Here is a 12,472-nt window from a genome sequence, read left to right as displayed (position 1 = left end):
CGGCGGGCGTCGGCGGCGGCTCAGAGGGTGAGCGTCGTGATGATCGCGCGGTGGTCGCTCGCGCCGGCGGCGAACGTGGTGTTCGAGTCGACCGTCATGCCGCGCTGCAGGAGGTGGTCGAGGCGCGTGACGGGGAGGGTCGACGGCCAGGTGTTGCCGAACATCCCGTCGGTCTGGTTCGGCTCGGCGAGCTGGCCCGTGATGCCCGCCATCGCGCGGTCGGTCGAGGCCGCATTGAAGTCGCCGACGGCGATCACCCGCTCGTTCTCGTCGTTCGGCAACGTGTCGGCTAGGGCGGCGAGCATGGAGTCGCGTGCCGAGACCTCGCCGGGCCGGGCGGAGGCGGCGTGGATGACGTAGATGCTGACGAGCCCCTGGGGGGTGTCGAGGTCGGCGGCGAGGGCGCGGTTCCAGCCGAGACCGAGGTTCAGCGGCTGGGCGTTGATGACGGGGTACTTGCTCCAGAGGCCGACCGTGCCGACGCCGAAGGAATAGGGGTACGACGCGGCGAGGGTGCGCGAGATGGCGTCGAAGTCGTCGGAGTCCATCTCCTCGAGCGCGATCACGTCGGTGCCGGTGGCCGCCAGGGTGCGAGCCGAGATGTCTCCCGTCTGCGAGGAGGCCTCGATGTTCTGGCTGGCAACTGTGAGGGTGGTGGCCGTGGCGGTTCCGGATGCCGCCGCAGCGGCGCCGGCGGAGGGGGAGGCCGCACCCGTCCACGACAGCGGAACGATGCCCGGCCCGAAGAGCAGCGCCCACACCACGGCGGGAACGAGCACACCGACAAGCGCTCGCGGGCGGCGGCTGATCATGCCGAGCACCAGCAGAACCGGAACGAACAGACCGAACCAGGGCGCGATGCTGTCGACGAGCAGGCCGATGCCTGCGACGTCGGGGATGGCCCGGTGGAACAGGAGGACGCCCGCCAGAACCAGCGAGAGCGCCACGACGACGACCGCGAGCACCGGGCGCCCACGACGCCTCGCCGACGGCGCCGCGCCGGTCGGCGCAGGCGCCCCGAGCGACGGGGAGCGGGGTGGTGAGGAGAGCAGGGACATCGCGACCATCCTCGCCGATCAGTCTGGGCCTTTCGTGTCAGAACTGTGCACAGGTCTGCCGTGTCGCGAGTTGTCCACAGATTCGAGGCGGCCCGAGGAGTGTCAGCGGGGGATGCCTACACTGGAATCATGAAGGTTCTGGCAGCAATGAGCGGTGGCGTCGATTCCGCTGTGGCGGCGGCGCGCGCCGTCGAAGCGGGGCACGACGTGGTCGGCGTGCACCTCGCACTGAGTCGTATGCCCGGCACGCTCCGCACGGGCAGCCGGGGGTGCTGCACGATCGAAGACTCCTCCGACGCGCAGCGGGCGGCGAACATCATCGGCATCCCCTATTACGTGTGGGATTTCTCCGAACGCTTCAAGCTCGACGTGGTCGACGACTTCATCGCCGAATACGAGGCCGGTCGCACGCCGAACCCGTGCATGCGCTGCAACGAGCGCATCAAGTTCGCCGCACTGCTCGAGAAGGCGCTCGATCTCGGCTTCGACGCCGTCGCGACGGGCCACTACGCGACGATCCTGACGGATGCCGACGGCAACCGGGAGCTGCACCGCGCGAGCGCGTGGGCCAAAGACCAGAGCTACGTGCTCGGGGTGCTGACGGCTGACCAACTGGCGCACTCGATGTTCCCGCTCGGCGCGACCCCGTCGAAGGCGCTGGTGCGCGCAGAGGCCGCAGAGCGCGGTTTCAGCGTGGCGAACAAGCCCGACAGCCACGACATCTGCTTCATCCCCGACGGCGACACCCGGGGCTGGCTCGCCGACAAGGTGGGCACGCTGCCCGGGGGCGAGATCGTCGAGCGCGACGGCACGGTCGTGGGCAGTCACGACGGTGCGCGCGGGTTCACGGTGGGGCAGCGTCGCGGCCTGCACCTCGGCAGCCTCGCCGAAGACGGTCGGCGTCGTTTCGTTCTGGAAGTGAAGCCGGCCACCAACACCGTGGTCGTGGGGCCGCGCGAGGCGCTGGCGATCGCCGAGATCGCCGGGTCACGTTTCACGTGGGCCGGGGTGGCGCCGCAGCATCCTGAGATCGCGTTCGAGTGCGAGGTGCAGATCAGGGCGCATGCCGACCCTGTGCCCGCCGTCGCCCAGGTGGTGCCGGTGGATGCCGCGGGTGCGGCCGGTGCAGCGGGCTCGGGTGACGCGGTGGTCGAGCTGGTCATCCGCCCCCACGAGCCGCTGATCGGCGTGTCGCCCGGCCAGACCGCGGTGGTCTATGTCGGCACCCGGGTGCTCGGTCAGACGACGATCGACCGCACCGCGAGTGCCGTCGACGTTCCCGTGAGTGTGGCCTGAGAGCCGCGCCATGGTCGACGACATCGAAGAGCTGAGCCTCGAGGCCGCGGCGGCTGAGGCCGAGCAGGCGACGACACGCATCCAGCAACTGCGCGACGCCTACTACGACCAGGATGCGTCGCTGGTCTCCGACGAGGAGTACGACGCCCTGCTCCGGCGGCTCGGGGAGCTCGAGCGGCTCTTTCCTGAGCTGCAGAGCCAGGACAGCCCCACCCAGACTGTGGGCGGCCGCGCCGAGACGACTCTGTTCTCACCGGTGCAGCACGCCGAGCGCATGCTCAGTCTCGACAACGTCTTCTCGCTCGACGAGTTCGCGGAGTGGGCGACGAAGGTCGAGCGCGACTCCGGAAGGCGCGTGCACTACCTCTGCGAGCTGAAGATCGACGGGCTCGCGATGAACCTCCGCTACGTCAACGGCGAGCTCGTCTCGGCGGCGACCCGGGGCGACGGTGTGGTCGGCGAAGACGTGACCGAGAACGTCGCGTTCATCCCCGGAATCCCGAAACGCCTCGACGTGCAGCCGGGATCGCCACCGGTCGAGCCGCCCGCGATCATGGAGGTTCGCGGCGAGATCTTCTTTCCGACCGCCGCCTTCGACGACCTGAACGCCGCGCAGACCGCGGCCGGCGACCGCATCTTCGCCAACGCGCGCAATGCGGCGAGCGGGTCGCTCCGCCAGAAGTCCGAGGGCAAGACCGAGGCGCAGCTCGCGCTCATGCGCGCACGGCTCGGCCGGCTCCGGATGCTCGTGCACGGCATCGGCGCGTGGCCGAACCCGCCCGTGGCCTCCCAGTCGGAGGTGTACGACCTGCTGAAGTCGTGGGGGCTGCCGACGAGCACGCACTATCGAGTGAAGCCCGACATGGCCGGTGCCGCGGAGTTCATCGAGTACTTCGGCGAGCACCGCTCCAGCGTCGAGCACGAGATCGACGGTGTCGTCGTGAAGGTCGACGAGCTCGCCCTGCACGAGGAGCTCGGTGCGACGAGCCGCGCCCCGCGCTGGGCGATCGCCTACAAATATCCGCCCGAGCAGGTGCAGACCAAACTTCTCGACATCGTGGTGAGTGTGGGGCGCACCGGGCGCGCGACCCCGTTCGCCGTCATGCAGAAGGTGCGGGTCGCGGGCTCGGAGGTGCGGCAGGCGACGCTGCACAACCAGGAGGTCGTGAAGGCCAAGGGCGTGCTGATCGGCGACACCGTGATTCTGCGGAAGGCCGGTGACGTCATCCCCGAGGTGCTCGGCCCGGTCGTCGAGCTGCGCGACGGCACAGAGCGCGAGTTCGTGATGCCCGAGTTCTGCCCGGAGTGCGGCACGAAGCTCGCGCCCGCCAAGGAGAACGACATCGACCTGCGCTGCCCGAACGCGCGCAGCTGCCCCGCTCAGGTGCGCGGCCGGGTCGAGCACGTCGGTTCACGCGGCGCCCTCGACATCGAGGTGCTGGGCGAGGTGGCCGCAGCGGCTCTCACGCAGCCCGTCGAGCCCGCTGAACCTCCGCTCGACACGGAGGCCGGCATGTTCGACCTCACGGTCGAGCGCATCTTCCCGATCACCACGGTGGTGCGCGACTCCGAGACGGGGCTCGAAAAGCTCACCGACGACGGTGCGCCGAAGCGGGAGTCGCCGTTCCGCCGCCGCCGCCAGAAGAGAGACGGCGCGTTCGACCCCGACGGGCCGTTCAACGGCGACGAGCTGTTCGTGCCGTCGTCGAGCGCGGTCAAGCTGATCGAGAACATCCAGAAGGCGCGCACGAGTCCGCTCTGGCGCATTCTCGTCGCGCTCAGCATCCGCCACGTCGGCCCGGTCGCCGCGCGGGCGCTGGCCGACTACTTCGGGTCGCTCGACGCGATCCGGGCCGCTTCGCGGGAGGAACTCGCCGCGGTCGACGGCGTCGGCGGAATCATCGCCGACGCGTTGATCGACTGGTTCAGTGTGGACTGGCACGCCGAGATGGTCGACCGCTGGGCGGCTGCGGGCGTGCAGTTCACGACGCCCGGTCATCCCGGCCCCGGCGCGGCATCCGACGCGGGTGGAACGCTCTCGGGGCTCACCATCGTCGCCACCGGCAGCCTGGAGGGCTTCACGCGGGAGGGAGCCCTCGAGGCGATCATCGCCGCGGGCGGCAAGGCGGCGTCGTCGGTCAGCAAGAAGACCGACTTTGTGGCAGCGGGCCCGGGCGCCGGGTCGAAGCTGCCGAAGGCCGAGGCGCTCGGCCTCCGCATCATCGATGCGGCCCAGTTCGCGCTGCTGCTGGCCGAGGGGCCCGAGGCGCTCGGCGAGGCGCCCGCTCCGGCTCCGGCAGCGGCAGCTGGTTCTGCGACGGGCGATGCTGCGGAGGGCGCGGGCGCTGACTCCGGTGCGGAGGGCGACGGGGCCGACGCGCCTGCGCCCGCGGCGTCGAAGCCGCGGGGTCGTGGCCGCAAGAAGGCTGTGCCCGCGGCTGAGCCTGTTGCGTCGGCCGGTGAGGCCACCGACGTGTCCGAGCCCACCGAGAGTGCGGCGGCCGCCGCCGTCGACGAGAAGGTCGTGCCGACCGCGGGGGAGGGCGCAGCGCCCGCCGACGGCGTGTAGCGGCACCGAATAGAATCGATGGGTTGTGCGGCGCGCAGATCGGCGCCGAAACATTACGAGAAACGCAGTACGGAGTCGCATGTCATCTGAAACACCCCCGACCGTCAGCACGAGCGCCAACAGCCGCCCGGCCGGTTCGGGCGAGCCCAGCGAGATCACGACCGAGCAGGTCGCGCACCTCGCGGGGCTGGCGCGCATTCACCTCTCGCCCGACGAGATCACCAAGCTCACCGGGGAACTCGTCGCGATCGTCGAGAACGTCGCGAAGGTGACGGAGGTGGCCACGCCCGACGTTCCGGCGACGAGTCACCCGATCCCGCTCGCGAACGTCTACCGGCCCGACGTCGTCGGCGTCACGCTGACGCAGGAGCAGGCGCTCTCGGGCGCGCCCGACCACGACGGCGGCCGTTTCCGCGTTTCCGCGATCCTGGGAGAAGAGCAGTGAGCCACGATCTGACCCGTCTGAGTGCCAGCGAACTCGCGGCCACGCTGTCCAGCGGTGAGGTGTCGAGCCTCGAGGCGACGGATGCCCACCTCGACCGTATCGGGGCCGTCGACCACGAGGTGCGCGCGTTCCTCCACGTCGCGACAGAGGGTGCGCGCGCCGCGGCCCGGTCCGTCGACGCCCGCCGGGCGGCAGGGGAGCGGCTCGGTCCGCTCGCCGGCGTGCCGATCGCGATCAAAGACGTGCTCTGCACCATCGACATGCCCTCCACGGCCGGCTCGAAGATTCTCGAGGGCTGGGTGCCGCCCTATGACGCGACCGTCGTGAAGAAGCTGCGCGACGCCGACTTGATCCCCCTCGGCAAGACCAACATGGACGAGTTCGCGATGGGGTCGTCGACCGAGCACTCCGCTTACGGGCCGACGCACAACCCGTGGGACCTCGACCGCATCCCCGGTGGTTCCGGCGGTGGCTCGGCCGCGGCCGTCGCCGCGTTCGAAGCGCCCCTGGCGCTCGGCAGTGACACGGGCGGCTCGATCCGCCAGCCCGCGGCCGTCACCGGATCGGTCGGCGTGAAGCCGACGTACGGCGGCGTCTCCCGGTACGGCGCTATCGCGCTCGCGTCGAGCCTCGACCAGGTCGGGCCGGTCAGTCGCACCGTGCTCGATGCGGCCCTGTTGCACGACGTCATTGGCGGGCACGATCCGCGCGACTCCACCAGCCTGAGAGACGCGTGGCCGAGCTTCGCCGACGCTGCGCGCGCCGGGCAGCAGAACCTCAGCCTGAAGGGGCTCCGCATCGGTGTCGTGAAGGAACTCGGCGGCGACGGGTTCCAGGCCGGCGTGACGCAGCGGTTCCAGGAGGCGCTCGAGCTGCTCACCGCGGCCGGAGCCGAGGTGGTCGAGGTCAGCACCCCGAGCTTCGAGTACGCCATCTCGGCGTACTATCTCATCCTGCCCGCCGAGGCATCGTCGAACCTCGCGAAGTTCGACTCCGTGCGGTTCGGCCTGCGGGTGAACCCGGTGGGCGGCGGCACGGTCGAAGACGTGATGTCGGCGACCCGCGAGGCCGGGTTCGGGCCCGAAGTCAAGCGCCGCATCATCCTCGGCACGTACGCGCTCAGCGCGGGTTACTACGACGCCTACTACGGCAGTGCGCAGAAGGTGCGCACGCTCATCCAGCGCGACTTCGCCCGGGTGTTCGCCGATGTCGACGTGCTCGTCAGCCCCAGTGCGCCGACCACCGCGTTCAAGCTCGGCGAGAAGCTCGACGATCCGTTGGCGATGTACCTCAACGACCTCACCACGATTCCGGCGAACCTGGCGGGCGTGCCCGGCATCAGTCTGCCCGTGGGGCTGGCGCCCGAAGACGGGCTGCCGGTGGGCATCCAGTTCATGGCGCCCGCCCGGGAGGATGCCCGGCTCTACGCGGTCGGCGCGACCCTCGAGGCGCTGCTCGAAGACCGCTGGGGCCACACGCTGCTGAGCCAGGCACCCGACCTCGCCCCGCAGGAAATGTTCGCGTCTGAAGAAGGTGCAGTCTGATGGCCAACGCTGAGTTGATGGATTACGACAGGGCTCTCGAGCTGTTCGAGCCGGTGCTCGGGTTCGAGGTGCACGTCGAACTGAACACCAAGACAAAGATGTTCAGCGACGCGCCGAACTTCTTCGGCGGCGAGCCGAACACGAACGTGACGCCGGTCGACCTCGGCCTGCCGGGCTCCCTCCCCGTGGTCAACGAGCAGGCGGTGAAGTACTCGATCAGCCTCGGTCTGGCTCTCGGCTGCTCGATCGCCCCCTCGTCGCGCTTCGCGCGGAAGAACTACTTCTACCCCGACCTGGCCAAGAACTACCAGATCTCCCAGTTCGACGAGCCGATCGCGTTCGGCGGATCGGTCGAGGTCGAGCTGCCCGACGGGCGACTCTTCACCGTGCCCATCGAACGCGCCCACATGGAAGAGGATGCCGGCAAGCTCACGCACGTCGGCGGGGCGACCGGCCGCATCCAGGGAGCCGAGTACTCGCTGGTGGACTACAACCGGGCCGGTGTTCCGCTCGTCGAGATCGTGACCGACATCATCTACGGTGCCGAGCGCGATGCACCCGAGCTGGCGAAGGCGTACGTGTCGACGATCCGCGACATCGTGGTGTCGCTCGGCATCTCCGACGCGAAGATGGAGCGGGGCAACCTGCGCTGCGACGCGAACATCTCGCTGCGCCGGCGCACGGGCCCGGGCGAACCGCCCGCGAAGCTCGGCACCCGCACAGAGACGAAGAACGTCAACTCGCTGCGCTCGGTGGAGCGGGCGATCCGGTACGAGATCCAGCGCCAGGCCGCGATCCTCGAGGCGGGTGGCACGATCATCCAGGAGACGCGCCACTGGCACGAAGACACAGGCCAGACGTCGGCCGGCCGCCCGAAGAGCGACGCCGACGACTACCGGTACTTCCCGGAGCCCGACCTGCTGCCGGTCGAACCGTCGGCCGAGCTGATCGAGGAGCTGCGGGCTGCGCTCCCCGAGGCGCCGGCGGTGCGTCGCCGACGCCTGAAGACCGACTGGGGTTTCACCGACCTCGAATTCCAGGATGTGGTGAACTCGGGGCTGCTCACCGAGATCATCGAGACGACGGCTGCGGGAGCATCCGCCCAGTCCGCTCGCAAGTGGTGGACGGGCGAGATCGCGCGCATCGCGAACGTGCGCGGGGTGGATGCCTCGACGCTGGTGTCGCCGCTGCACGTCTCCGAACTCGTCGCGCTGGTCGAGGCCGGAACGCTCACCGACCGGCTCGCGAGGCAGGTGCTCGAGGGCGTGATCGAGGGCGAAGGCACGCCCGACGAGGTCGTGGCCGGGCGAGGGCTCGCGGTGGTCTCCGACGACGGCGCGCTGATCGCGGCGATCGACGAGGCGCTGGCGTCGCAGCCCGATGTGCTGGCGAAGATCCGCGACGGCAAGGTGCAGGCGGCCGGCGCCGTGATCGGTGCGGTCATGAAGGCGATGCGCGGGCAGGCCGACGCGGCACGCGTGCGGGAGTTGGTGCTGGAGCGCGCGAACGCCTGACGGGCGCGGGCAGCGGGCGGCGGGCGGCGAGCTAAGGCTCGGCGGGCGGCGCTGAGGCCTGACGGGCGGCGCTCGTCAGGCGTCGGTCGGCGGCCCTCAGTGGGCGCTGGGCGTCGGCAGTGCCCGGCACCCGGCGCGTCAGCCCGCCAGGCCGGCGATCAGGTTGATCGTGGCGGCGAGGATGACGGCGCCGAAGAGGTAGGCGAGCAGGGCGTGACGGAGCGCCGTTGAGCGGAAGTCGCTCGACTGGAAGGTCGTGTCCGACACCTGGTAAGTCATGCCGATCGTGAAGGCGATGTAGGCGAAGTCCGAGTAGCGCGGCGCCTCCTTCTGGCTGAAGTCGATGCCGCCGTCGGGCCCGCGGTAGTAGAGCGAGGCGTAGCGCAGCGTGAACAACGTGTGCACCAGCGCCCACGAGAGGGTCAGGCTGACGAGCGCCAGGGCGCCGACACCGAGGCGCTGGATGCCGCGGGCGTCGCTCGCGCCCAGAAGCACGATGACGACTGCGGCGATGCTGGCGAGACTCGCCAGCAGGATGAGCAGTTCGCTCGCACCGCGGGAGGGATCTTCGCGGGTGGCGTGGGTCGCCGTCGCGTCGGCTCGCAGGGGGAAGATGCGCACGCCGATCCAGCCGACGTAGAGGGCGGCGGCAGCGACCCAGCCGACGACGGGGGCGCCCTCCCAGAATCCGAGGAGACCGGCCACCAGTGCCGATACGACGCCGACGACGAGCATGACGACGACGCGGGTGGCCGCGCGGTGCATCACGGGCACCGGCGGGCGCGCGGGGTCGGGTGCGGGTGCCGACGAAGGTGCAGGTGCCGGCTGGGGGGTGGCGGGGGAGTCCGAAGGTGCCATGAGGGGAATCCTCCCACCTCCCGCTCGATTACCGGCGCCGCCGTGCCCTACTCCGCGAGCGGCTCGATGCTCACGAACCGCGGCGAGCGGTGCAGCCGCAGGCGCAGATTGCCGTGGCGGGCCAGCACCACCCCGATCACTACAGCCGCCACGGCCGGTGCGAGCCCGGCGACCGCCATGCCCACGTGGGCGCCCCAGGTCTCGACGATGAACCCCATCAGCGGCCCGCCGATCGCCTGCCCGCCGAGCAGCACCAGCACGTAGACGCTCATCACGCGACCCCGGACGGTCGGGTTCGACGAGATCTGCACCAGCGAGTTCGCGCCCGTGATGAACAGCAGGTTGGCGAAACCGACCCCGATGAGCACCAGGGAGAAGAACAGCTGGTTCGTCATGAAGCCCGCGACCGCCTGCAGCAGACCGAAGATTCCGGCGCTGATGATCACGGTTCGCAGCCGGATGCCGCGGCGGCGCGTCGAGGCGATGGCCCCGGTGAAGGCGCCGACCGCGAGCAGCGAGTTGAAGAGGCCGTACCCGCTCGCTCCCACACCGAAGACATCCGTCGCGAACGCCGCGAGCAGCACCGGCATCGAGAACGAGAAGAGCGCGAGCACCGCGACCATGATGACGGTCCAGAGGATGGCGGGCTTGGCGGTCACGTAGCGGAGCCCCTCGCGCAGCTGACCCTTCGCCCGCACGGCCTGTTGCATCGGGTGCAACTCGGAGACGCGCAGCAGGAGCAACGCCGCCACGACGAACAGGCAGGTGACCGCATTGATGGCGAACGACCATCCGGCCCCCACCGCCACCAGCAGGACGCCGCTGATCGCGGGCCCGACCAGCCCGCCGAGCTGGAACACCGACGAGTTGATGCTGATTGCGTTGTGCAGGTATTTCGGGCCGACCAGTTCGTTGACGAAGACCTGGCGGGCCGGGTTGTCGAACACCGTCACCCCGCCGACCAGGAAGGCGATCACGTAGACGTGCCAGACCTCGACGACCCCGGTGAGGGTGAGTGCAGCGATGAGCGCGGCGAACACGAAGAGCGCGAGCTGCGTGGCGAGCAGGATGGCGCGGCGGGAGTGGCGGTCGACGAACACGCCGCCGAACAGGCCGAAGAGCAGCATCGGTGCGAACTGCATGGCCACCGTGATGCCGACTGCGGCGACGCTGCCGGAGAGTTCGAGCACGAGCCAATCCTGCGCGATGCGCTGCATCCAGGTGCCGGTCATCGAGAGCATGTTCGAGAAGGTGAACAGGCGGTAGTTGCGGATGCGCAACGAGACGAGCGTGTCCCGCCACGGCGGGCGTTCGGTCACCACCGCGATCGGCGCCGTGATCGGGGCTGCTGTCGGCGGTGCGGCGGTCGGCTGTGCGGTGGTCTGCGGGGTGGTCTGCGGCGCTGCGGTGGATGTCACGAGTGGTGGAACCTCAGAAAGTTTCGAGTAAGTGTGTCCCTTCGACGTTAGCGGCCGCCGCATCATTGCTAGGGTGAATTGCAGCTATTACTCTCATTACGTTTGTCAATGAAAGGTGCGCCCCGTGTTCGATCCGGTGCTTCTCGGCACATTCCTTGCCGTGGCTGAAACACACAGTTTCACCCTCGCGGCGACCCGGCTGGGGGTCAGCCAGCCGACGGTGAGCCAGCACATCCGCAAGCTCGAGGAGGCGGCAGGCAGACAGTTGATAGCGCGGGACACGCGAGACGTGCGCATGACCGACAACGGGGATGCGATGGCGGGGTTCGCCCGCACCATCCTCGCCGCCCACTCCTCGGCCGAGGCCTACTTCACCGGTTCGGCGATGCGGGGGCGGCTGCGGTTCGGCGCGGCGGACGACCTCGCGATCACCCAGCTGCCGCGCATCCTGAGGCACTTCCGCCAGCTCTACCCGCAGATCAACCTCGAGTTGACGGTGAACCAGAGCACACCGCTCTATCGGAGGCTGAAGAGCGGGCAACTCGACCTGATCTTCATCAAGCAGCTCTCCGACAGTGACGAGGGTGCGCTGGTGCGGCGCGACGACCTCGTGTGGGTCGGGCAGGAGAAGACGGTGGTCGAGCCGGGCGCGCACGTGCCGCTGATCGTGTACCAGGCCCCGAGCATCAGCCGGCAGAGCGCGATCGACGCGCTCGAGGCGAACGGCCGAACCTGGCGCATCACCTGCAACACGCGGGAGGTGAACGGGATGCTCGCGGCCGTGCGCGCCGGGCTCGGCATCGCCGTCTTCCCGCAGTCGCTCATCCCCGACGATCTCGTGATCGTCGGCCCGCGGTTCGCCCTGCCCGAGCTCGGCCACGTGGACTTCCGGCTGCTCGCGAACCCCTCGGCCGCGGCCGAGCCGATCGAAGCGCTGACGACGGCGATCATGGGGCGGCCTCTCAACCGCTCGGCGTAGGTTGGTGTGAAGACTCTCACCGAAGGAGAAGACGATGGGCTTTCTGGATCGGCTGTTGGGCCGCGACGAGTACGCAGAGCAGAAGCCGGCGACCACCGGCAGCACCGCTCGCACCGATGACGAGATCGCGATCGAACGGTACCGCTACCTGTTGCGCACGGCTCCGCCCGAGGCGATCGAGCAGGTGCACGCAGAGGCATTCGGCTCGCTCACCCCCGAACAGCGCGCTCAGGTGTTCGCCGAACTGTCTCAGAATGCGCCTGCCGGGGATGCGCCTCTCGACGAGTCGCCCGCGGCTCTCGCGCGGTCGGCGACCCGCTCGGAGCTCCGCCAGCCCGGCATTCTCGAGAAGTCCTTCGCGGGCGGCGGCACGGCCGGGCCTGGTGGTGCGGGGCGTGGGATGTTCGGCGGCGCGGGCGCGGGCGCGGGCGCGGGCGGGGGTGGCCTCGGTTTCGGCGGCGTGTTCGCGAGCTCGCTGCTCGGGTCGGTCGCCGGTTACGTGATCGGCTCGTCGATCGCCCAGGCCTTCATCCCCGACACCGTCGGCACCGACCAGGCCGACGCCGGAGGTGAGACCGGCGACGCACCGGCCGATGACGCCGGCACGGGTGACGCCGGCGCGGGCGACGCTGGCGCGGGCGACGCGGGCGCCGGCGGCGACTGGAGCATCGGCGACGCGACCGCCGAGGGCGCCGGCGGCGACTGGAGCACCGGCGACACCGGCGGCGACTGGGGCTCCGACCTCAGCGGAGACTTCGGCGACTTCGGCGTCTGAGCGCCCCCGCCGAGCC

10 protein-coding genes are annotated in these 12,472 nt (G+C 70.0%); 7 read left to right on the top strand and 3 right to left on the bottom strand.

Going from position 1 to position 12,472, the window contains the following annotated elements; all coding sequences use genetic code 11:
- Positions 1-20 precede the first annotated feature (20 nt).
- Positions 21-1,058, bottom strand: coding sequence for an endonuclease/exonuclease/phosphatase family protein (locus tag C5B96_RS07000; protein ID WP_158507135.1), 1,038 nt, complete (start codon positions 1,056-1,058; stop codon positions 21-23).
- Between the two features lie 129 nt (positions 1,059-1,187).
- Here C5B96_RS07000 and mnmA point away from each other — a divergent pair, with 129 nt between their 5' ends.
- From mnmA to gatB, 5 genes are all read left to right on the top strand, one after another.
- Entirely contained in the window at positions 1,188-2,354 is a 1,167-nt protein-coding gene (gene mnmA, locus C5B96_RS06995) for a tRNA 2-thiouridine(34) synthase MnmA (protein WP_104244308.1), read from the top strand.
- 10 nt (positions 2,355-2,364) lie between these two features.
- Positions 2,365-4,923, top strand: a complete 2,559-nt coding sequence (ligA, locus tag C5B96_RS06990; protein ID WP_104244306.1) for an NAD-dependent DNA ligase LigA — start codon at positions 2,365-2,367, stop codon at positions 4,921-4,923.
- A gap of 79 nt (positions 4,924-5,002) precedes the next feature.
- The gene (gene gatC, locus C5B96_RS06985; protein ID WP_104244304.1) at positions 5,003-5,368 is read left to right on the top strand and encodes an Asp-tRNA(Asn)/Glu-tRNA(Gln) amidotransferase subunit GatC; all 366 of its coding nucleotides are present in this window, start codon (positions 5,003-5,005) and stop codon (positions 5,366-5,368) included.
- Entirely contained in the window at positions 5,365-6,912 is a 1,548-nt protein-coding gene (gatA, locus tag C5B96_RS06980; RefSeq protein WP_104244302.1) for an Asp-tRNA(Asn)/Glu-tRNA(Gln) amidotransferase subunit GatA, read from the top strand. The genes gatC and gatA overlap by 4 nt, the downstream gene beginning before the upstream one ends.
- Complete coding sequence (gene gatB / locus C5B96_RS06975; RefSeq protein ID WP_104244300.1) at positions 6,912-8,426, top strand: Asp-tRNA(Asn)/Glu-tRNA(Gln) amidotransferase subunit GatB; 1,515 nt, start codon at positions 6,912-6,914, stop codon at positions 8,424-8,426. Before gatA ends, gatB begins: the two co-directional genes overlap by 1 nt.
- Positions 8,427-8,564: 138 nt before the next feature.
- Here gatB and C5B96_RS06970 read toward each other — a convergent pair whose 3' ends face one another.
- Positions 8,565-9,284, bottom strand: a complete 720-nt coding sequence (locus C5B96_RS06970; protein WP_233189050.1) for a DUF1345 domain-containing protein — start codon at positions 9,282-9,284, stop codon at positions 8,565-8,567.
- 47 nt (positions 9,285-9,331) lie between these two features.
- Entirely contained in the window at positions 9,332-10,612 is a 1,281-nt protein-coding gene (locus tag C5B96_RS06965; protein WP_104244312.1) for an MFS transporter, read from the bottom strand.
- A gap of 214 nt (positions 10,613-10,826) precedes the next feature.
- Between C5B96_RS06965 and C5B96_RS06960 the strand changes: the two genes are divergently transcribed.
- Complete coding sequence (locus C5B96_RS06960; protein WP_104244298.1) at positions 10,827-11,681, top strand: LysR substrate-binding domain-containing protein; 855 nt, start codon at positions 10,827-10,829, stop codon at positions 11,679-11,681.
- Between the two features lie 34 nt (positions 11,682-11,715).
- Complete coding sequence (locus C5B96_RS06955; RefSeq protein WP_104244296.1) at positions 11,716-12,456, top strand: hypothetical protein; 741 nt, start codon at positions 11,716-11,718, stop codon at positions 12,454-12,456.
- The last annotated feature ends 16 nt before the right edge of the window (positions 12,457-12,472 follow it).

The sequence above is a fragment of the Subtercola sp. Z020 genome, from assembly GCF_002931235.1.
In the GTDB taxonomy this organism is placed as follows: domain Bacteria; phylum Actinomycetota; class Actinomycetes; order Actinomycetales; family Microbacteriaceae; genus Subtercola.
The sequence above is the reverse complement of the archived record's forward strand: the minus strand, read 5'-3'. Positions and strand labels throughout refer to the sequence as shown.